The organism is Hymenobacter sp. 15J16-1T3B (assembly GCF_020711235.1).
Taxonomy (GTDB): Bacteria; Bacteroidota; Bacteroidia; order Cytophagales; family Hymenobacteraceae; genus Solirubrum.
On record NZ_JAJFAV010000015.1, the window covers coordinates 105275 to 125780 of the forward strand.

A 20506-nucleotide genomic window follows, 5' to 3' on the forward strand; every position below is an offset into this window, starting at 1 on the left:
GGGCGCGGGGCTTTACTGCGGTAGCACGGGCAGCCACACGCCCGAGGCATGCTCGGCGTCGTGGTACAGGCGGATGGTGGCCTTCTGAAAGTCCGCCGCGCCGGCCGTGGGAATGGGCACGAAGGTCTGCGGGTTGCGGTCGACCAGCGGAAACCAGCTGCTCTGCACCTGCACCATCAGCCGGTGGCCCTTCTTGAAGGTGTGCAACACGTCGGGCAGCTGGTAGCGGACCTCGGCCACCTGCCCGGGCTGGAAGGCTTCGGGCTTCTCAAATGAGTTGCGGAAGCGCCCGCGAAATACTTCGGCGCGCACCAGCTGCTGGTAGCCCGCCCGCGGAGCGGGCGTAACCCCGGGCGCCACGCCGCGGGCCGAATCGGGTAGCACGTCGATAATCTTGACGACAAAATCGGCGTCGGTGCCGCTGGTCGACACAAAGAGCTTGACCGGGATGGGCCCGGCCACGGTCACGTCCGCGGGCAGGGGCTCGGTTTGGTACACCAGCACGTCGGGGCGCTGGGCGGCGAAGCGCTGGTCTTCCACCATGTACTCGTTGTTGCGCTCGGCACGGACGCCGTTGGTATAGGGCACTGGGCGCTGCGGGTCGCTAACGTACTCGTCGAAGCCGCCGCTGGCGCCGGGTTTATCGGGGCGTAGGGCGCCGCCGGCCTGCAGCATGCAGGGCGTGGCGCTGGTGTTGGGCGGCCAGGCCGCATGCTGCTCCCACTGCGCGGTGCCGGTATTGAACACGGTGGCTTCGCTGGCGTTGAAGCTGCCTTTGCCCTTGAGGTAATAGTTGAAAAACGGCAGCTCCAGGTTCTGGCGGTACCACTGGGCGGTGTTTTGCCCAAAGCCCAGCGGCCCGAAACGGCTCCATTCGGGCCGGGCCCAGGCGCCGTGGGTCCAGGGCCCCATCACCAGCCGGTTTTGGGCGCCCGGGCTCTGCTGCTCGATGGCGCGGTAGGTGTTCAAGGCCCCGAACAAATCCTCCGCGTCGTACCAACCGCCCACGACCAGGGTGGCCGGCTTCACGTGTTTGAGGTGCGGCCGGATGTTGCGGGCCTGCCAGTAGGCGTCGTAGGTGGGGTGCGCGAGGTACTCGTTCCAGGTTTTGGCGCGGCCGTTGTAGTAGGTCGGGCCGTTGGCGTTGTTGATGGGCCCGAGGTCGAGGAAAAAGCGGTAAGCATCGGCAAATTCGGCGCTGAACAACGGGGTGTATTTCGCCTGCGGCCCGGGGTGCGGCGCGTCGAAGCTCTGCATGAAGTCGAAGTTGTCGAGCAGGAAGAAGGCGCCTTGGTGGTTGGCGTCGTCGCCCATGAACTCGTCCGTCACCGGCGCCTGCGGCGACACGGCCTTGAGGGCCGGGTGCGCGTCGGGCAGGGCGGCGGAGGCGTAAAAGCCGGGATAGCTGATGCCCATCAGCCCCACGCGGCCGTTGTGGTGGGGCACATTTTTCAGCAGCCACTCGATGGTGTCGTAGGTGTCGGTGCTCTCGTCGTGCGGGGCGGTTTTGCCTTTTTTGGCCTTGCCGTGGGCGGCGGGTACGGTGGGCGTCATTTCCTCGAACTGCCCCTCGCTCATGTAGCGCCCGCGCACGTCCTGGCTTACGAAGATGTAGCCTTCTTGGGTCAGTTCGCGGCTCTGACCAGGGCCCGCTTGGGGGTAGTTGCCCTCGCCGTAGGGCCCGGCCGAATAGGGCGTACGCCGCATCAGAATGGGGTACTCGCGGCCCTTGGCGGCGTCCTTGGGCACGTAGATGACGGTATAGAGCTGCACGCCGTCGCGCATGGGGATGCGGCGGTCGAGCTTCAGGTAATGGTCGCGCACGTAGGCCGAGTCGGCGGCGCGGGTGGCCGCCGGCACCTGGGCGTGGGCTGCGGTGGCAGTGAGGAGCAGCAGCGGCAGGGCCGCAGCAGAAAGTCGGGGCATAAGCAACTAATAGGGCGGCGAAGGTATGGCCGGAGCGGGCCGCGGCCCAAATACACGGTTTGGGCCGCGGCCGTTGCGCGCTGCACCGCTCGTTTACGGCGCCAGGTGCGCCAGGCCCCGGATGCGAATCTGCCCGGGCGGCACCGGCGGCGGGGGCAGGCGCACGAGGCGGATGTTGACGATGGTTTCGTCGGCCGCCGTAGCCCCGCGCCGGATTTCCAGGGTGGCAATGGCCGCGGTGGCAACCCGCAGCGAGTCATCCTCCAACAACTGGCCGTCGACCTGAAACCGCACCGGCCCGCTCAGCTTCAGCCAGCGCCTAAGCTGCGCCTGGCTTTTCGAGTCGGGCCGCACCTTGGTTGTCAGGGTGATACTCAGGATGCCATAGTAGGCCAGGCTGCGCCACTTGGCCGGGGCGCTGCCGTTTTTGTACACGACCACGCGGCGGATACTCTGCGGGCTGATGGCGCGCAGGCCGTTGTCGCCGACAACGTACCGCTCGTTGATGATGTACACCGGTCCGGGCAGTGGCACCGGCTCCAGCAGGGCCGGGAGGGGCTGGGCAGCACTGGTGGGCTGCTGCGCCAGGGCCGCCGGGGCCGGCCCGCAACGCAGAGCCAGCAGTAGTGCGAGGGAGGAGAAGAAACGCATGTGGTCAGGAAATGTGGTCGGATGAATACAGTATCGGATGGATGCGCTTGGCCCGGCATTTCCACAGTATGCACGCTAGCTCAGCGGCTACCTCAGCCGTCATTGCGGGAAAGCCGCAACGGTGGCACTACGGGCGGCCGCCCGAAACAGCACTGCCCGAAACCAGAGTTACCAGTTTCGGGCGGTGCCGGTTTCGGTTGGGAAGTATTGCGTCGTCGGTGCCATTAGAGGAAGGAGTGCCGTGCTTTGCTCGCAATGACGGCTAGTTGGGCCGCCGGGCCTGCTCGCAATGACGGCTGGAGTAGCCGGAAGGTATTGCTTGCCGCCTATTCCCCGCCGTACTTGCTCTTGCCCACGCCGCCGGCGTCCATGCGCACGATTTTGGGCTGAAACGAGCCGAGCACGTCGACCAAGTCGCGTTGGTGGTCCATCACCTGGTGAATGTCCTTGTAGGCCATCGGGGCCTCGTCGAGGCCGCCGCCGATGAGCTCCACGCCTTGGTCGCGCAGCAGGCGGCGCAGCTCCCCTTCCGACACCTGCTGCTTGGCCTGGGTGCGCGAGAGGCGCCGCCCGGCCCCGTGCGCGGCGGATTGGATGGAGTCCCGCTCGCCCCGCCCGCGCACGATGAAGCCGGGCGCGGTCATCGAGCCGGGAATAACGCCGAGTACGCCCTGGCCGGCCGGGGTGGCGCCCTTGCGGTGCACGATGGCCGTGCGGCCGTCGGCCAGCTCTTCCTTCCAGGCAAAGTTGTGGTGGTTTTCCACCTTGGCCAGCACCTCCTGGCCCAGCGCCTTGCTGAGGCGGCGGTGAATGTCGCGGTGGCAGGCGGAGGCGTAGTCGCCGGCCAGGTTCATGGCCGCCCAGTACTCCTGGCCTTCCTGGGTGTGCAGGTCGAGCCAGGCGAGGTAGCGGGCTTCGGGCGGCAAGGGGCAGCGGTTCATGGCCACCTTGGTGTAGTGCTGGGCAATGGCGGCGCCCAGCCCGCGCGAGCCGCTGTGCGAGAGCAGCCCCAAGTATTGGCCGATGGGCAGGTTCAGGTCGTTGTCTTCGGCGGTGATGTCGACCATGCCCCACTCCACGAAGTGGTTGCCGGAGCCGGAGGAACCGAGCTGGTTGATGGCCGCTTCGCGCTTGCCGCGCACCACCGGTATTTCCTTGAACTCGGGCCGGTCGAGAATGGGGTCGTCGGCGGGCGTCTTGAACACTTCCTTGCCCCCGAAGCGGGTGTGGTTGTGCAGCAGCTTTTTCAGCTCGTCGCGGCGTTGCTCCAGGTAGCGCGGCGGCACGTCGAACACCGACAGGGCCATGCGGCAGCCGATGTCCATGCCCACGCCGTAGGGGATGACGGCGTTGTCGACGGCCAGCACCCCGCCGATGGGCAGGCCGTAGCCCTGGTGGGCATCGGGCATGAGCGCCCCGTCGATAGTGACGGGCAGCTGCATGGCCGTGTCCATCTGCCGGCGGGCGCCGTCCTCGATAAACGAGTCGCCGTAGCGGCGGTAGTCTTTCACGTCGGGGCTCAGGCGCACCTCGCGGCTGGGCTGGGGCACTAGCTCCTGGGCCAGGGGGCGCCAGGTTTCGTCGCGCACGTACTTGTAGGGGTCTTGCTTGATGTCGCGCAGCAGGGCCAGGGCGCTGCCTTTGTCGAGGCGGCGCAGCTCGCGCTGGTCGAGGATATCGAGGGCGAGGCTGATGTGCTTGTCGTCGGTGAAGCCGAGCTGGCGCAGGTCCTTGCCGTGGAGTTTCTGGGTGTTTTTGGCCATGACGGGGCGGGGAAGGGTGGTACCCGGTGTAGCGCAGGGGCCGCGCGGCGGGTTACGGCGGAGCTTGGCGGGCCACTGGCTCTGGGTCGCTCGGCTCAGCCCGGGCCAGTACCTTGCGGCCTTGGTGAAGTATCCATGGACCTACTTTTTTTGCTGCTGTTCTGCGCATTGCTGGTGCTGAGCGTACCGGTGGGCATCTGCTGGCTGCTTTACCACTGGCTACGGCATCACGGCCACCGGCGCAGCGCCGTAGCAGTGCCCGCCCTGATTGCCCTGGCGCTGGTCTACTTCGTCTACTCGGCCCTTTACCCCGGCGACGACTTTTATGAGCAGCAATACGCGCAGATAACCGGCCGGTCCTTGCCTGCCTCTGCCGTCATTCAGCGCAACGACGCCAGCTACCCCGACCAGCACGGCGACTATGCCGCCTGCGCCCGCATCGAACTATCGGCGGCTGATTATCAGCAGCTGCTCCGGCAACTCAACCGCGACACCGCCTTCCACGCCCAAGGCAGCCCGCGCTACGCCTTTATCGGCAGCCAGACCTTCGACAACGTCAACCCGGATCTGAAAGCCGAAAGGCGCTGCCGCCACGCCTTTTCGCGTAACGGCAGCGCCTTTCGGTTCATCGGTTTTCTGCACGATGGGCGCACCATCATTGCCTACCGCAGCAGCAGCTAGGGTTGAGCGGCGGGTTACACCTCTGCCCTACTCCACCGGCAGGCGGAACATCACGTCGGTGCGCAGCACGTACTTCACGCCTTCGGTCACGCTGCGGCCCAGGTGGTAGAGGCCGTGCTCGAACACGAGCAGGCGGCCTTGCTTGGGCCACACGCGCAGGTCGCGGAAGGCCGTGTCGCCGCCCTGGAAGTTGTCGTTCAGGTACACCATGAAAGTCAGCAGGCTGGCTTCGCTGGGGCTGCGCACGAAGCTTTGGTCGTAGTGGCCGCGAAACTGCTGCTCCCGCTCGTAGCGGTAGAAGCGGAACAGCTCGTTCAGGCCCAGCGCCCGGCTGCGCCCAAATTCGGCCGGGATGAAGGGCCGGGCCCGCTCCCACAGCTGGTGGGCCAGCTCTTCGCTGCGGTGAAAGGCGCGGCTGTTGTTGCGCACGGCGGGCATCAGCCGGGCGCCCTTGGTGGTGTTGATTTTGGCGGCCTCGTAGCCCAGTTGCTCACTAAGCACCAAATATTCCAGGCATTCCTGGCGGGTCAGAAAATCGTCGACGGTAAAGATTGATTCGGCTAGCTGAGTTCGGGTCATGAGTAGTAGAAGCGTGGATGAGTGAATAGGTGGATGGATGACGAGTAGATAAAAAAGCCCGTCATCCTGCGCAGAGCGAAGGATGACAGCTCCGAAACAGACTCTCTGCTTTAGGCGCCGCCGTCCATGCGCACGATTTTGGGCGTGAAGGTGCCGAGCACGTCTACCAGCTCCTGTTGGCTTTGCATCACCTGGTGAATGTCCTTGTAGGCCATCGGCGCTTCGTCGAGGCCGCCGCCGATGAGCTCCACGCCGTGCTGCTGCAGGTGACGGCGCACCTCGGCTTCGCCCAGTTCGGCCTTGGCCCGGGTGCGCGACATCAGCCGGCCCGCCCCGTGCGAGGCCGAGGCCAAGGAATCGGCCACCCCGCGGCCCCGCACGATAAAGCCGGGGGCGGTCATCGAGCCGGGAATGACGCCGAGCACGCCCCGGCCGGCCGGCGTGGCGCCCTTGCGGTGCACCACCACCTCGCGGCCGTCGGCGAGGCGCTCCTTCCAAGCGAAGTTGTGGTGGTTTTCCACCTTGGCCAGGGGCCGCTCGCCCAGGGCCCGGGCCACGCGCTGGTGAATCTGGTGGTGGCAGGCCGAAGCGTAGTCACCGGCCAGGTTCATGGCGGCCCAGTACTCCTGTCCCCCTTCCGAGTCGAGCGTGAGCCAAGCCAGGTGCTGGGCTTCGGCGGGTAGCTGGCAGGTGTCCTTGGCCAGCTTGGTGTAGTGGTTGGCAATGCTGGCGCCCAGGCCGCGGGAGCCGGAGTGCGAGAGCAGCCCCAGGTACTGGCCCACCGGCACGCCCATGTCATTGGTCGGGTCGGTAATTTCCACGATGCCAAACTCGACGAAGTGGTTGCCGGAACCGGAGGTACCGATTTGCGCCGCCGCCGTTTCTTGCTTGTTGCGCAAGAAGGGTATCGAGGCAAATTCGTCGCGCTCCAGCACTTCGTGGCCCAGCTTCTGGCCGTGGCGAAACACGTCGCGGTTGCCGAATTTGGTGGTCGTGAGCAGCACGTTGCGCAGCTCCTGCACCCGCTGGGTGAGATAGTGCGGGGGCAGGGCGAAGATGGACAAGGCCATGCGGCAGCCGATGTCGACGCCCACCGCGTACGGGATGACGGCGTTGTCCGTCGCCAGCACCCCGCCGATGGGCAGGCCGTAGCCGTGGTGGGCGTCGGGCATGAGGGCCCCGGCCACCGTGACGGGCAGCTTCATGGCCGTTTCCATCTGGTGAATGGCGCCCGGCTCGATGTGCTCGGCGCCGTAGAGCACGTAGTCCTTGCGGGCCGCCAGGGCAATGTGGCGGCTGGGCGGGGGCAGCAGGGCCGCCGCGGTGTGTCTCCAGTCGAGGTCGGTGAGGAAGTTGGTAGGGGTTTGCAGCAGGAGTTTGAGCAGCGCCAATTGCTCGGTGTGCGAGAGGCGCTTGAGGTGCTTGCGCTGCAGTTGAGCCAGCGCCAGCCCGATGGCCCGACCTTCCGGGAAACCCAGTTGGCGAAGGTCGTTGCCGCGTAATTGATTGGCCATAATGGTCAGTGCGCCGCTTGGGACGCGGTGAGGTGAAGAAAAAACGTTGGCGCGCCAGTAATGCCGGCCGAAGCCGGACGGCGCGCAACGCGACAGGAGGTGGTGCTGCGCAAACCCATTCGGGTTCTGCTTCGGCGGCCCTAGGCCGCCGCGCCGAGCACCATTCAGCGCCAACCATTCGCCCACCAACAGCCGGAGCAACAGGGCGGCCCGCGTACAAATGGGGTACACCTCGCGGCGTACTACCCGACGTGACAGGTCGAAGTAACGCGGGCCTACGGCATCCGGCCGATTGGGCGGGTAGAGTTGGGCCGGGGTAATCAATCGGTGGCCTGCTATGCCTAGAAGGGGGTAGCCCTCCAAGGCCCGAAGTATGGCCAGCCTACGCCACCCGGCCCGCTCCCCCCCTGCCTGGGCAACCAAGCGCGCCGCCTCTTTCTCTTCCTGCTTTTACCCATCAGCCACGGGTGGTTTACAACACACCCGGCGGGACTCGAACCCACATCTTGAAGTGTACACGAAGTATGGCGGCGCTACGGCACCAGGCAGAAACAAAAGCTGCTTACCAGGGCTACCAACGGCGGGCGTTCCAGGTGCCGCCCCTGGCGGAGCGGGCACCTACCGGCCACCGAAGCGGCCGGGTGAAGGAGTTGAACCTACTAAACGAAAACGTCTTACCGAAGTAACACCCGCCTACGACACCCGGTAGGCAGCCATGCAAATAACCGTTGGGGCAACTGGGCGCCCGGCCCGATCCTGCTCTACCAAACTGAGCTACCGCTGCCAGAGCAGCGGGGAGGATTCGAACCTCCGACCCGGGCATTAAAAGTGCGAAGTAGGGCCGAGCTACGGCACCCAACGGTCATACTATCCGAGGCAACAACGCGCCCAGCCTACGAACCTGCTCTAACCCCTGAGCTACCGCCGGCTCTGGCGAGCCAACGGGCGGGAATCGAACCCGCGACCCGGCGAATCACAATCGAAGTACGGCTGAGCTACGGCACTCGGTGTACAGTAGCATTTCGGGCAAAGGCGGGACAACAGGGCGGCGCGCCCCTTGCATTAGCGTGTCTACCCGTTTCACCACGGGCCGCCTCGCGGCAACCCGGCAGGACTCGAACCCGCACGCCTGACGGCACTAATTCCCACGAAGTACGGCGCGCTTACGGCACCCGCTTCGCCCGATAAAAACAAATCCGCCGGGGTAAAATGAGCCTCACTTCTGCTCTACCATTGAGCTACGGGCCCAGAATTGGCATTCTTGGGTGGGCCCGATAAGAGTCGAACTTATAACCCGAAGTAGGTGAAGGCAACGACACCCGGCGGGGTATCGGCGGGGCTTCGGCAACGGCCGGGGCAACAGGCGCAGCGCGTGTATTTTCCTACTGCCGCCAAAGCAGCAGCGCGGGATTCGAACCCGAAGCCACCCCGTGAGGCAACCCGAAACAGCCACGAAGTAACGCCCCGCTACGGCACCCGGCCGCTGGCAGAAGATCCGCAGCAGCTTACGCCGCTAGCGCTGATTGATTTTTCATTGGAGTACGCTGGTTGAAATGTCTATTGAAAGGCCTCCTCGAATGCCCACAGCGTGTCGTGCGGCGGCTTGGGGTCGAAGACGGCAAAGTCGATGCGCTTGAAGTGGCTGCTGACGTTCAGCTCGCGCAGAGCTTCTGCGAACAGCTGCGCTACCTGCGCCGGCTCGTTGCCAAATACCCCGCAGCCCCAGGCCCCGAGCACCAGGACCTCGCAGCCGTGGCGGGCCGCCGCGCCCAGCACCAGCCGGATGCGCCGCTGCATGGTGGGCACTAGCGCCGGCAGCAATTCAGGGTTGTTGCGGCGCAGCGCCCCGGCATTTACTGCCGGCGCCGTTAGCACGTCGATGCAGTAGGGCTGCTCCAGCCAGCGCCCGGCGTCGTCGCGGACGACGGGCACCGCGGGGGAGTAGATCAGGTAGTCGCTGTAGAGGCCGTTGAGGTGGGCATTGTGCTGATACATCTCGCTGAACTGCGCAATGCACGGATACAAGCCCGAGGAGCGGGCCAGGCTTTCTTCCTGGGCCTGACTGCCGCCCAGAAAGCCGCCCCCAGGGTTGCGGGCCGAAGCAAAGTTCAGTACGCCCACACGACCAAACTCCCGGCAAAGCGCCTCGGCGGCCTGCAGGGTGGTGGCCTGGTACACGCGCACCTCGGCGGGTTGAGCGTCCGGCAGGGCCGCGCCGAGTTCCTGCCCCAGCGCGTCGGCGTCCGCCGGCCGGTAGAGCAGGCTGCCGTGATGGGCAGCGTGTTGCCAGGCCTCGATAGTCACTTCCCGGCCGGTGGCGGTCCGGTAGCGGCCCGTTTCCAGGGCATCGAGGGTGAGGCGGGCCAGTTGTTGACGTTGTTCGCGGTTCATTGGGGCAGGTGGTGTCGGCAGCATCCGGACGCGGGGCGCGGCGGCCCAGTTGCCGCCGCGCCATGCCGCTTGAGGGTTGCGGTCTGGTTTAGAATCAGGAGTAAAGTCAGGCGGTAAAGCAGCGCACGGGCATCAGCGGTAAGAATCTTCGGGTAAGGAGTCGGTAAGAATGGGCACGTAAGCAGGCCGCTTTACCGCCTGGATTAATGGAATTATCAGGTAGGCTGCCGAGGGCAGTCGAAGCAACGTTACCGCCTCGTGGCCTCCTCCAGACCGTCCTGTCGAGCTTGTCGAGACATCTCGCGGGCTGATGCTGGCTAGTAATTTTACTATCCAGCGAAGCGGTAGAGATGCTTCGCTCTGGCTCAGCATGACGTTCTAGATTTATCAGTTCAACGACGCACGCGAGATGTCTCGACTGCGCTCGACAGGACGGGCTACTATCAGCGGAGCGACATTACAGCTCGATTCGCTCAATTTCCGTCAGGGCCGAGCCGCCGTTTTCCAGCGCCTGCAGCACGTCGAAAACTTTGTCGGACCAGCCGGCGATGAGCGCCACTCCCTCCTGCTCGTGCACTTGCACCGGGGTGGTGCCGTGCCCGGCCAGGTCGAAGAGGTAGAGGCGGGCCTGCGGGGCCACGGCGCGGCGGTAGGCAGCCCATTCCTGGGCCAGCGTGCCGCCGTCGCCGGTGCTGTTCCACAGCTGGCCGTCGGTGAAGATCATGACCTTGTCGACGGCTTCGGCCCGCAGGCGCAGGTCGCGCACCACCAAGTAGCCGTTGGTGCTGTAGCCCACCTCGCCTTCGCGGCGGTAGAGCTCCTGCACGTTGCTCAGCACTTGGTTTTGCGGCAGCTGCACGCGCTTCCAGATGTTGCCGAACATGCCGGTCACCACGTGGGCGCAGCGCGCCTGCAGCAACATGCCCAGCACCAGCCCGATGTCGTAGTACTGCACCTTGCTGCGGGCCGAAACCGGCTGCTGCATGGAGCCCGACACGTCGCAGGCCACCACCACGCGGGTGTCGGCGCCGAAACCGCGCAGGTTGGCGGTGGAGTGGCCAATGGCCGTTTCCAGCGCCGTGAGCACCCGGGCCAGGTGCCCGGAACGCACCTGCAACAGCTCCCGGTAGGCGGCTAGGAAGCGGAAGGGCAGCTGCTTGCTGCGCTGCACCGCCCGCTCGTCCGTCAGCGTAGCCACCACGCGCTCCATCGCTGCAGCCGATACCTCGGCTTCGAGGATGTTGCGCAGGTTGCGCAGCAGGGCCATGTAGCCCAGCTTGCCGCTGCTAATCAGCTCCTCCCACTTCTGGCGGAAGGCCGTCTGCCGTTCCGTTGCATCCGCAAACGTCTGCTGGCCCAGGGCCGACAGCTCCGTTTCCCAGGTGTAGGGCGTGGGCAGCTCGCCGCGCACCAGCTGGTCGAACAGCACTTGCTGCTCGGGGCTGTTGGCCTGCGGGTGCACCAAGAATAAGGCGTCGCGCAGGCGCACCTGCCCGGCGCGGTCGTACTTGGCCAGCTGGTAGCCGTCGAAGCGGTTGAAAGCCAGGGCCAGGCCCTTCTGCAGCTGCTTGGAGAGACGGTTCAGGGTTTTGGGGCCCTGGCGCTGGTTGGCCACGGCGTAGAAGGCCAGCAGCTCGGTAATCTCGTCGGCGCGCTGCACCACGCGGGCCACTAAGCGGCTCACCAGGTTGTCGCCGCGGTGCACCTGAGCCAGCTCCACGGCCAGCACCAGCGGCACGGTGCGCAGGTAGAGCTGCTCGCGGGCGTACACGGCCAGCTGGGCCACGAAGCGCGGCTCGTTCTGGCGGATCAGCTGGCGCAGGCGCTGCAAGCGGGTGTCGGCGGTTTCGTAAAACTGGTCGCTGAGCCCGGCCGTAGCCACGGCGGCGTACAGCTCCAGCTGCGGAGTCAGAGTGAAAGCCGCCGCGCCCTCGTGGTTCACCACGGCCGTCGGCTTGTTTTTGCGGAAGCTAAAGTTGAAGCGCATAAGTAGTGGTGAAATAGCGTGGTGGAAAACGAATGAGTTGGCAGCCTGCCGGCTGCTGGAGCGTCGTTTAGGTCGTCCGAACGGGCGCGGCCGAAGCATTCCGCTGGATCGGTAGTCTTCCCTTACTACCATCCGGCACCATTGCACGGAATGCCCCCGCCACGCCCGGCGGATCAGGGTTGTTCGGCCGCTTACCCAAACAGGTGCTTGGGAATCAGCAGGCGGTTGTCGGTGGCCCAGCGCTGCACCCAAAACAGCTCTTCCTCGTTGAGGCGGCGGTTGAGCAGGCCCCGGGCTTGCACCACGGTGCGGTTGGCCTGCACTTCCAGGGTCAGGGCCCGGGTGCCGTCGAGGGTGAGCGAGAAAATGCCGCTGCGCCCGCGCTGGCAGGCGCCGAGGTAGGAGGCCACGCAGTGCCGCAGCGCCCGGCCCTCGTCGATGAGGTCCCAGTAGCTCAGCAGCTGGGTAATGCGCACCTTGCACTTGTGGCCGCCGGCAAAATCCTGCACCGCCAGCGGCTCCCAGGTAGTCGTGTAAGCCGGTTCGGCCGCGGGCTGGCGCTGGGCGTGTTGAGCCAGTTGGCGGTGCCACTTGGCCGTCTGCGCCAGCACGCTCTGCATCGAGCGGCCTTTCAAGGAGAAGCCCGGCTGGGCCGGCTCGTCGCCTATACCCTCGCTGCGCTTCTGGTGAATCCAGTCGCACACCGGCCCGAGTTGGTAGGGGTCGACCAGGGGCGCGGCGGCGAAGAACTCCACCACCCGCAGCCAGAACTCGTCGTCGCGCTCCAGGCGGCGGCCCAGGCGGGAGTCGAGCACCGGCCCGAGCCACTCCGGCAGCTCGCGGGCGGCGAGCTGGGCGTAGCGCAGGGCCTGCAGGAAGGTGTAGCCCGCCGGCGCCTGCCGCAGGTGGTGCTCCACCTTGCGGGTGAGCTTCACCGGCAGCCGGTGGAAGGTGCGCAAGGCCCCGCCCCGGCCCAGGTGCACCGTGAGGTCGGCGATGTTGACGCCGCCGTCGTGGAGGCGGCCGGTAGTCCAGGAGCTGAGTATCCAGGCCGGCACGTCGCCGTAGCGGTCGAAGAGGTGGCGCACCAGGCTTTCCAGCTGCCGAAACGGGTTGCGGCTGCGGGGCTGCCAGTCGGCCAGCTCGCGGCAGCGGTGACGCTGAAAGTCGGCCACGGCCGCCAGGGCCGGGGCCAGTTCGGGGCGCCAGAGCAGGCTGCTGCGCTTGGCGGCTAGGCTGCGCAGCAAGGCGGCGCACCGGTCGCGCTGCTCCCAGGTTTTTTCGTGGGCGCAGTGGCGGTAAAACAGCGCCAGGGGTGAATCTTCCCCGAAATGAGCGTCGATTACGGGCAGCGGGCCCTGCACGCTGAACAGGTACGCAACCTGCTCCTTGGGGGCCATGCGGCGCCAGTCGACGCGCCGGGCCGCCGCCAAAACTATGCGGGCTTGCTCGGCTTGCCAGACGGCGTGCGGGAGGGGTTTGAGGCGGTTTGCCATCGGTCGGGGTGCCCCGCGCGGGGGCGGTTACCGATTGAATAATCAGACATAGTCGGGGCCGCGGGGGCGGCTGGATGAAGCAGGAGCCGGAATGATTCGTACATGGTAGGTGCTTGGAAAGAGGGTGCAAGATGCCGCCCGGCAATTCCCGTGGAATTAATTACCGGTGCGTGATTATTTAGAACAAGAATAATTCGGGCAATATTTTCCTAGGCGACAATAATTGCGTCGCAATTCCGAAATTAATTACCCTGAATCAAACCCGAGAAAAAGCCATCGGGCGGTGGCCGTAAGCCGTTACCGGCCGCGTTTTCGGGCGGGGCAACTAGCTTGAGCGGCCGGCCGGATGTCGCCGCGCCAGCGGCGCGCGGGCACCGATACGCGGGCAACGAGGCGGGGCTGGGAGTGGCGGTTCGACATCAGGTAAACGAGTTAGAAAAGCTATGAGTAAAAACAAAACGCCCGAATCTGGTGGGATTCGGGCGTTTTGCAAGTTGAGCTTCTATCGAAAGAGCTTCACTCCGTTGCGTGCGCGCCGAACCCCGGCTGGACCTTATCCTCCGAGCTGGTTGGCATACCTAGGTATTGATTAAAGTGGCGGCGCATGACGAGTGAAGTCGTTTGTTCGTTTAGGTTTGGGGCTTTGAACGGGTCAAAGGTAGAAAGGTTATTTTTCATAAGTCAATAGTTTGCAAAAGTTTTTTCGAAATATTTTTTCGAATTCTATTCCACACGCATTTCCAGCTTATCAATCCATCGTTTAGAAATCTATTTATAATTAATCAATGCATAAACTGCCGCTTTTTTTACTGCGAATTTGCTCACAAAAGCGGTATTGAGCGGATTGAGAATTCCAAGTGTTGGACCTGCTCAGCTCACACCCCTCGCTTCGCATGAACAGGTCCCCCGCCCGTCATGTCGAGCGAAGTCGAGACATCTCGCGTGCTGATGTTAGGGAGTAATCAACCTGAGAAAGAGAAATTACTATCCGGCGAGATGTCTCGACTTCGCTCGACATGACGTTCTGGTAGGCTGTTCAACGACACAAGTACTCAACCGCGGCCTGCTGCGGCTAGTATCCGGCCGCATTAGCAGGCCGCCCGACAGTCGCGCATTGCAGCCCGCGCTGCTTACCGGGCACCGCGCACCCCGAGTTTCCCGCGCCCGGTGAATCTTTGCCGCATGATCGACAAAGTAGCCTGGCTCTGCTGGCAAGACGGCCGCATCCTGAGCACCCGCAGCCGCGGCAAAGACCGGTTTTACTTTCCCGGCGGCAAGCGCGAAGCCGGCGAAACCGACGCGCAAACCCTACGACGCGAAATCGAAGAGGAGCTGACCGTGCACCTGCGGCCCGACAGCCTGCGCTACCTCGGCACCTTCGAGGCGCAGGCCCACGGCCACCCGGCCGGCGTGCTGGTGCGCATGATCTGCTACGCGGCCGAGTACGAGGGCACGCTGCAGCCCGCCCACGAAATCGAGGAAGTAACGTGGCTCACGTACCAGGACCGCCCGCGCGTGTCGGCGGTGGACCAGCTCATCTTCGACTGGCTGCGCGAGCAGGGTGTGCTGGCGGACTAACCGCGGCACCGGGCCCTACCCATTCGCGGCCCGGCCCGTAGACTTGCAGCGTATTCCGCGCCATGCCCTGCCTCGCCTCCTCCGACCGCTACTCCATCTCGCTGCCCGACGGCCACCGCTTCCCCATTGCCAAGTACGAGCTCATCCGCGAGCAGCTCCTCTGGCAGGGCATTGCCCAGCCCGCCGACATCTACGACCCGGGCTTTTGCGCCGAGGAAGACATTTTGCGGGTGCACACGGCCGAGTACTGGGGCAAGGTGAAAGAGCTGCGCCTCTCCCCCGCCGAGGTGCGCCGCCTGGGCCTGCCCCAGAGCCCGGAGCTGGTGCGCCGCAGCCTTTCGTCGGCCGCGGGCACGGTGCAATCGGCCTTGCGGGCCCTGCGCGACGGCATCGGACTGAGCTTGGCCGGGGGCACCCACCACGCCTTTGCCGACCGCGGCGAGGGCTTTTGCGTGCTCAACGACCTGGCCATCAGCGCCGCCCGCTTGCTGAACCACGGCCAGGCCCGGCAGGTGCTCATCGTCGACCTCGACGTGCACCAGGGCGACGGCACGGCCAGCATTTTCCGGGACGAGCCGCGGGTGTTCACCTTCAGCATGCACGCCGGCGCGAATTACCCGCTGCGCAAGGAGCAGTCGGATCTGGACATCGAGTTGCCCCTGGGCATGGACGACGAGGCTTACCTGGCCACCCTGCGGGATACGCTGCCGGGCCTCGTCGACCGCGTGCGGCCCGATTTCGTCTTTTTCCAGGCCGGCGTCGACGTGCTGGCCACCGACAAGCTGGGCAAGCTGGCCCTGACGCCCGCCGGCTGCCGGCAGCGCGACGAGTTCGTGCTCGGCCTCTGCCAGCAACGCCAGCTGCCGGTGGCCGTGAGCATGGGCGGAGGCTACTCCGAGCGCCTGCGCGACATCGTCGACGCGCACTGCCAGACCTTTGCCGTGGCCTACGCCTTGTGGGGCCACGCGCCCTGCCGACCTTTGCCCCCTTCTACCGACGTTTCTGCGCATGCCTTTACCTAAGTTCGAAGACTTCGATTCCAGCCGCACCCCGATGCCGCAGCGGGGCGTGCAGCCCCACGGCCAGCCCGAGGCAGCGCCCGGCACGCCCGCGCAGCAAGCCTTCCGCGAGGCCATCGAGAAAGTGGAAAGCCTGCGCCTGCAGGTACAGGAGCTGGAACGCGAGCAGCGCGAAGCCAAAAACAAGTACTGGCGCCAGGTCGGGCCGCTGGCCGATGCGGTGGTGGCCACGCGCCGCGCCCTCTTCGAGCCGCTGGAACACGCCCTGACGACGGGGTATTTCAGCCGGCTGGAGGAGCAACGCATCGAGGAGTTGCTGTGGCGCAACGCCAAGGCCCTGCAGTACCGCTTCGGCGAGGACGTGGACGACCTGCTGCTGCGCTACGCGCCGAAGCGCCCGGTGCCCGCATTCGACGACGAGGACGACGCGGGTTCCGGGGCCCGCCGCCCCGAACCGGGCCCCGCTGAGCCTCTTCACCACGAACACCACGCCCACCAGCGCGGCAAGCGCAAAAGCAAGGAGGAGCGGGCGCAGGAAGCGGCGGCCCGGGCCCTGCAGGCCGATCAGCAGCGCCTGCAGGCCGGCACCAAAGCGGTGTACCGGCAGTTGGCCCGCGCCAATCACCCCGACCTGGAGCGCGACCCGGCGGTGGCCCGCCAAAAGACGGAGCGCATGCAGCGCATCACCCGCGCCTACGAGGCCGACGACCTGTACGCCCTGCTGCAGCTGCTGGCCGAGCACACCGCCGTCGATGCCGACCAGGAATCGGACGAGTTGCTACTGCGCTACGTGCGCGCCCTGCAGCAGCAGCAAACCGAGCTCAAGCTGCGCCTGCAGCAGCTCAAGTACGGCGACCAAAACGCCTTTTCGGGCACCGGCAAAAAGCAAGAAGCGGAGTTGCGCCAGATCAAGCGCGAGCTGCGCGCCGAAGCCGAGTACCTGGACCTGGTGCAGAAGGCCATCCGGGAGCCCGAAGACCTCCGCCAGTTGCTGCGCGAGCTGGATGCCGCTGGCCAGGAGGAAATCTAAGAGGGCCCAGGAGCACGGTTCACCCCGCCGTCATTGCGAGAAAGCACGACGAAGCACTCCTTCCCCTAGCAGCACCGCCGACCCAATTCCTGCTACCCGAAAACACGACTGCCCGAAGCCGGTAGCTCCAGTTCCGGGCGGAGCCATTATCAGGTCGTGCTTCTCGTACCGTCGTGCCGCGAGGGGAAGGATTGCCGCGCTTTGCTCGCAATGACGGCTGGTGCCACCGCATGTGGGGCTCCATGTCCTCCGCTACTGGAGAAACCCGGCAATCTGGCGGATTACGCCTTGGTCGCGCATGATTTTGTTGTGTCCGAGCCCGGTAGTGGGATGAAACACCAACCCCGGCCAGTTGCGGGCTATGGCCTGCGCCTCGGCGAAGGGCACGGATTCGTCCTGGCAGTCGTGCAGGAGCAGCACGCGCGCGGCGCGGGCCTTGCCGGCGGCTTGGGTCAGGTTGAAGCTTTCGGCGTCGCGGCCGGTTTGCTCGCGGATGTGCCGGGCCATGCGCCGCACCACGGCCTCGGACAGACCCAGCAAGTCGGCGAAGCGCTGGGCCACGGCGGGCGTGTCGCCGGGCGCGCTCATCAGCACCAAGCGCGGCAACGTGCCGGTGCCGGCGCGGTTGAAATGCACCGGCAGGCCCGCGGTGGTGGCCGCCCCGAAGGAATGCCCCACCACGCCCCACACCTCGCCCAGCCAATCGGCCACGGCCTGGGTGGCGCGGGCGTATTCCGGCAGCGTGGTCAGGCGCCCGGGCGAGTCGCCGTGGGCGGGCCCGTCGAAGGCCACGACGCGGTAGCCGGCGCGCACCAGGCCATCGGCCAGGATGCCCCAAAAGGCCGCGCGATGCTCCCAGCCGTGCACCAGCAGCACCGTGCGCTGGCCCTGCGGGTTCCACTCGTAGGCAGCCAGTGCCCCGTGTTCGAAGGGCACCCGAAAGGCCCGGGCGGTGGCCAAGGCGGCGTCCTCCCACTTTTTGCGCGGCAGCCGCCGCGGCGTGCAAAACTGGCGCCAGGCCTCGCGGAACGCCCACTCCGTCGACACTGCCGCCAGCAGCCGGAACTTCAGCCGCACCCAGCCAATGCCGGGCGGAGCCGCGTAGCGAAACGGCGTGGGGGCGGCGGGCAAGGGTTCGTGCCGGGCCGGAAACTGGTAAGCGGGCGAAAAGGTGTTCACCATAGCAGTGGCGGTGAAGGTGAGAGGTCGGCGAAGAGAGGACAGTCGGGGCGCGTCAGGCGGCGGGCAGCAGCTCGGTGCGCAACTGCTTGAGGATGTACTGAAACTGCCCTTCGCCGTGCACGCGCGCCACTTGCAGGGCGCCGGCGAGGGTGGTCAGTACCTGGGCCGCTTTGCTGAAGGGGTGGCCGCTGAACTGCAGCGTGCCATCGGCGCGGCCGGCGGCCAGCACCCCGGCCAGCCACTGCGTCAGCTCCTCGCTGAAGGTTCGTAGCTCCTGCTGCATGGCGGCGGGCAGGGTCAGAAAATCGGCCGCCAGCGCCCCGAAAAAACACACCTGCGGGCCGTGGGCGGCGCAGGCGCGCTGGCGGTACACATCCAGCAGCGCCTCCAGCTGCTGGGCGGGCGTCAGCTCGGTCACGCGGGGCAAGCCGCGCCACTTGCGCAGGCGCCCGAGCTGCCGCCGGATGACGGCCGTGCCCAGGTCTTCCTTGCTGGGGTAGTGGTAATGGATGGCGGCGGGCTTTACCTGCAACTCCTTGGCAATGTGCTGGTAGCTAAAGGCATTGAAGCCCCGGGCCAGCAGCAGTTCCTCGGCCAGGTTGAGGATGCGCGTGCGGGTATCGAAAGTAGATGCGGGAGCGGCGGTAGACATGACGGGCCAAACATACTTACTTACTAGTAAGTAAGCAAACTTTTTGTTTGCCACCGCCCCGCGCTTGTGGCTAGATTACCGGTCTATTTTCCCCGGTATGCACATTTCCTTTCCTGCCGAGGCCGTCATCTTTCTGCTCATGGGCCTGTTTTTCGCCGGCGCTTCCCTGTACGGCCGGCGGCTGCAGCGGGCCCGGCAGCAGCGCGGGCAGCTGGCCGAGGCCACCATCGTGGCCCTGACGCCCACGCGCCAGCTTTTCACCCCCAAAGTCCGCTTTATGACTGCCGCCGGGCACGCGGTGGAAATCGACACGGAAACCGCCGCCGACGCAGACCAGTACCACGTTGGCCAACAGGTGCAGGTGATTTACGACCCCGCCAACCCGGAAAACGCCGACCTGGCCGCGGCTACCGGCGGGGGCTATGGATACGGGCTGCTCGTCGGGCTGCTGTTTGCGGGCGTCGGGGTGCTGCAGATGCTCGGGGTGCTGCCGGTATTTGAGCAATACGCGCACTGACGGCCGCCCCGCGCACGCGTCTCCCGCAACGCACGTTTCGCGCACCCGCTCCCCGCGCTCTGCCCCGCCGCGGCCGCAAACACGAAAAGGGTGCGGCTGAGCAACGCTCAACCTCGCCCTTTCGAATAGCCCGCGTGCTTTCCCACGCGGCGTCATACGGTAGCTAGTTGCGCACCAGGCCTTGGTGCTGGCCCGTGCGGCCTTTACTCGGCGAAGTGGTACAAAAACGTCACTACGCCGTTGTAGGCCGGCTTTTTCTGGTCTTTGATTTCCAGCGTTACTTCAATCTGGGCCTTGGCAATGCCGCGCAGGTTTTTCACCGACACGAGCTTGGTGCGCAGTCGCACTTCGCTATCCACCGTCACGGCCTGGTTGAAGCGCAGGTGCTCGATTTCGTAGTTCACCTGCATTTTCAGGTTCTCGATGCGCACAATCTGGTTCCAGAGATAGGGCAGCAACGAGAGCGTGAGGTAGCCGTGGGCAATGGTACCACCGAAGGGCGACTCCGTGCGCGCCCGCTCCGCGTCGACGTGAATCCACTGGTGGTCGAGCGTGGCCTCGGCGAAGCGGTTTATTTGCTGCTGGGTGATGGGAAAATACTCCGAAACGCCGAGTTCCTGGCCCTGGTGTTGTTCGAGGTCGGCTAGGCTGCGGATGGTGAGAAGGCTCATGGGGAAGCTGAGGAAGCGGCGGGCCGGAGCGGCCGCCGAAAGGGAAAAGAACGAGACGCCAAGATATCAGTCTTGCTCCTTATCGAGCCGGCTGAGCAGTTCCTCCACCTGCCGCTCCAAGCGGCTCACCCGCTCCTCCAGGGCCGAGGGCGGCCGCAGGTGCGTGGTAAACACCGCCTTGACTTCCCAGATTTCCAGGGCCTGCCCGAGGTCAAATTCCTGGGCCCCGTAGTCGGGGTTGTCGGCGCGCAGCTTGAGCTGCCCGTCGGGCAGGCGCTCCACGAGGCGGCGCACGAGCAAGCGGTTCGGCGTCACGAAGGCGTAAATGCGGCCCGAACGCAGGGCGGGCGCGGCCCGGTCGATGCGGCGGCAGAGCACTACGTCCTGGTGACGCAGGCCTTGCTGCTGGTGCTGCATTTCGGCTCCTTGGATTTCAAATGCGCGCGTGGCGGGTCCGAGCATGTGCGGAAACGTCAGCGCCGGCAGCGCGTCCACGAAGGCCTTGTCGTGGTAGTGCACGATGTATTCGAGCAGGCGGTCGGCGCGCACGTAGGGCGTTAGCGCGGCCAGTTGGTCGGCTACGGCCACGGGGCTGGCTTCGGCAGGCGCTGCGGCTTGCAGATCCTGCTGAAAGATATCGAAGCCGTAAAGGTCGTTTACCGTTAGCTCTTTCGTAAGTAGCAAGTCAACGGACAGGCCAAAATGATGAGCAATCTGAATTAGCGTCTCCATTTTGGGCTCGGAGCGGCCTTCTTCGTATGCCCCCACGCTGGGACGGGCCAAACCAAACAATTCCGCAAAAGCCGCTTGGCTCAGCTTTTTAACTGCGCGGATCTTGCGGATGTTGTTGCCAATGTAGGACATTCTGC

At 65.5% G+C, this 20506-nt stretch carries 17 protein-coding genes and 1 tRNA gene; 5 read left to right on the plus strand and 13 right to left on the minus strand.

Going from position 1 to position 20506, the window contains the following annotated elements; all coding sequences use genetic code 11:
• Positions 1-12: 12 nt before the first annotated feature.
• The 3 genes from LJ737_RS21690 to LJ737_RS21700 all read right to left on the minus strand — a co-directional run bounded on the left by LJ737_RS21690 (position 13) and on the right by LJ737_RS21700 (position 4340).
• Entirely contained in the window at positions 13-1926 is a 1914-nt protein-coding gene (locus LJ737_RS21690) for a CocE/NonD family hydrolase (protein ID WP_227768856.1), read from the minus strand.
• A 93-nt stretch (positions 1927-2019) separates the two neighbouring features.
• On the minus strand, positions 2020-2577 hold the full coding sequence (locus LJ737_RS21695; protein WP_227768857.1) for a hypothetical protein: 558 nt from the start codon (positions 2575-2577) through the stop codon (positions 2020-2022).
• 326 nt (positions 2578-2903) lie between these two features.
• The gene (locus tag LJ737_RS21700; RefSeq protein ID WP_317206666.1) at positions 2904-4340 is read right to left on the minus strand and encodes an RtcB family protein; all 1437 of its coding nucleotides are present in this window, start codon (positions 4338-4340) and stop codon (positions 2904-2906) included.
• A gap of 135 nt (positions 4341-4475) precedes the next feature.
• Here LJ737_RS21700 and LJ737_RS21705 point away from each other — a divergent pair, with 135 nt between their 5' ends.
• Positions 4476-5021, plus strand: a complete 546-nt coding sequence (locus LJ737_RS21705; protein ID WP_227768858.1) for a hypothetical protein — start codon at positions 4476-4478, stop codon at positions 5019-5021.
• 27 nt (positions 5022-5048) lie between these two features.
• Here the strand turns inward: LJ737_RS21705 and LJ737_RS21710 are convergent, their stop codons facing one another.
• From LJ737_RS21710 to LJ737_RS21735, 6 genes are all read right to left on the minus strand, one after another.
• Positions 5049-5600, minus strand: coding sequence for a 2OG-Fe(II) oxygenase (locus LJ737_RS21710; protein WP_227768859.1), 552 nt, complete (start codon positions 5598-5600; stop codon positions 5049-5051).
• Positions 5601-5710: 110 nt separating this feature from the next.
• Positions 5711-7114: an RtcB family protein gene (locus LJ737_RS21715; RefSeq protein WP_227768860.1), complete on the minus strand. Its 1404-nt coding sequence runs from the start codon at positions 7112-7114 to the stop codon at positions 5711-5713.
• Between the two features lie 787 nt (positions 7115-7901).
• Positions 7902-8043, minus strand: a tRNA-OTHER gene (locus LJ737_RS21720).
• Between the two features lie 628 nt (positions 8044-8671).
• On the minus strand, positions 8672-9505 hold the full coding sequence (locus LJ737_RS21725) for a TIGR02452 family protein (protein ID WP_227768861.1): 834 nt from the start codon (positions 9503-9505) through the stop codon (positions 8672-8674).
• A gap of 457 nt (positions 9506-9962) precedes the next feature.
• On the minus strand, positions 9963-11492 hold the full coding sequence (locus tag LJ737_RS21730; RefSeq protein ID WP_227768862.1) for a TROVE domain-containing protein: 1530 nt from the start codon (positions 11490-11492) through the stop codon (positions 9963-9965).
• Between the two features lie 191 nt (positions 11493-11683).
• Complete coding sequence (locus tag LJ737_RS21735; protein ID WP_227768863.1) at positions 11684-12988, minus strand: PcfJ domain-containing protein; 1305 nt, start codon at positions 12986-12988, stop codon at positions 11684-11686.
• A 1182-nt stretch (positions 12989-14170) separates the two neighbouring features.
• Here LJ737_RS21735 and LJ737_RS21740 point away from each other — a divergent pair.
• The 3 genes from LJ737_RS21740 (at position 14171) to LJ737_RS21750 (ending at position 16615) form a co-directional block, all read left to right on the plus strand.
• Positions 14171-14566 (plus strand): NUDIX hydrolase, encoded by a 396-nt coding sequence (locus tag LJ737_RS21740; RefSeq protein WP_227768864.1) that lies wholly within the window; start codon positions 14171-14173, stop codon positions 14564-14566.
• Between the two features lie 62 nt (positions 14567-14628).
• A complete protein-coding gene (locus LJ737_RS21745) occupies positions 14629-15588 on the plus strand; it encodes a histone deacetylase family protein (protein ID WP_227768865.1) in 960 nt (319 codons plus the stop codon).
• Positions 15575-16615, plus strand: a complete 1041-nt coding sequence (locus LJ737_RS21750) for a hypothetical protein (RefSeq protein ID WP_227768866.1) — start codon at positions 15575-15577, stop codon at positions 16613-16615. The genes LJ737_RS21745 and LJ737_RS21750 overlap by 14 nt, the downstream gene beginning before the upstream one ends.
• A gap of 252 nt (positions 16616-16867) precedes the next feature.
• On the opposite strand, the gene LJ737_RS21755 is transcribed toward LJ737_RS21750, so the two are convergent.
• Both LJ737_RS21755 and LJ737_RS21760 read right to left on the minus strand, forming a co-directional pair.
• Entirely contained in the window at positions 16868-17797 is a 930-nt protein-coding gene (locus LJ737_RS21755) for an alpha/beta fold hydrolase (protein ID WP_227768867.1), read from the minus strand.
• 52 nt (positions 17798-17849) lie between these two features.
• Positions 17850-18449, minus strand: coding sequence for a TetR/AcrR family transcriptional regulator (locus LJ737_RS21760; RefSeq protein WP_227768868.1), 600 nt, complete (start codon positions 18447-18449; stop codon positions 17850-17852).
• A gap of 97 nt (positions 18450-18546) precedes the next feature.
• Between LJ737_RS21760 and LJ737_RS21765 the strand changes: the two genes are divergently transcribed.
• The gene (locus tag LJ737_RS21765; protein ID WP_227768869.1) at positions 18547-18966 is read left to right on the plus strand and encodes a DUF3592 domain-containing protein; all 420 of its coding nucleotides are present in this window, start codon (positions 18547-18549) and stop codon (positions 18964-18966) included.
• Between the two features lie 203 nt (positions 18967-19169).
• On the opposite strand, the gene LJ737_RS21770 is transcribed toward LJ737_RS21765, so the two are convergent.
• The gene (locus tag LJ737_RS21770; protein ID WP_227768870.1) at positions 19170-19637 is read right to left on the minus strand and encodes a MaoC family dehydratase; all 468 of its coding nucleotides are present in this window, start codon (positions 19635-19637) and stop codon (positions 19170-19172) included.
• Between the two features lie 66 nt (positions 19638-19703).
• Positions 19704-20501, minus strand: coding sequence for a LexA family transcriptional regulator (locus LJ737_RS21775; RefSeq protein WP_227768871.1), 798 nt, complete (start codon positions 20499-20501; stop codon positions 19704-19706).
• Between the last annotated feature and the right edge of the window lie 5 nt (positions 20502-20506).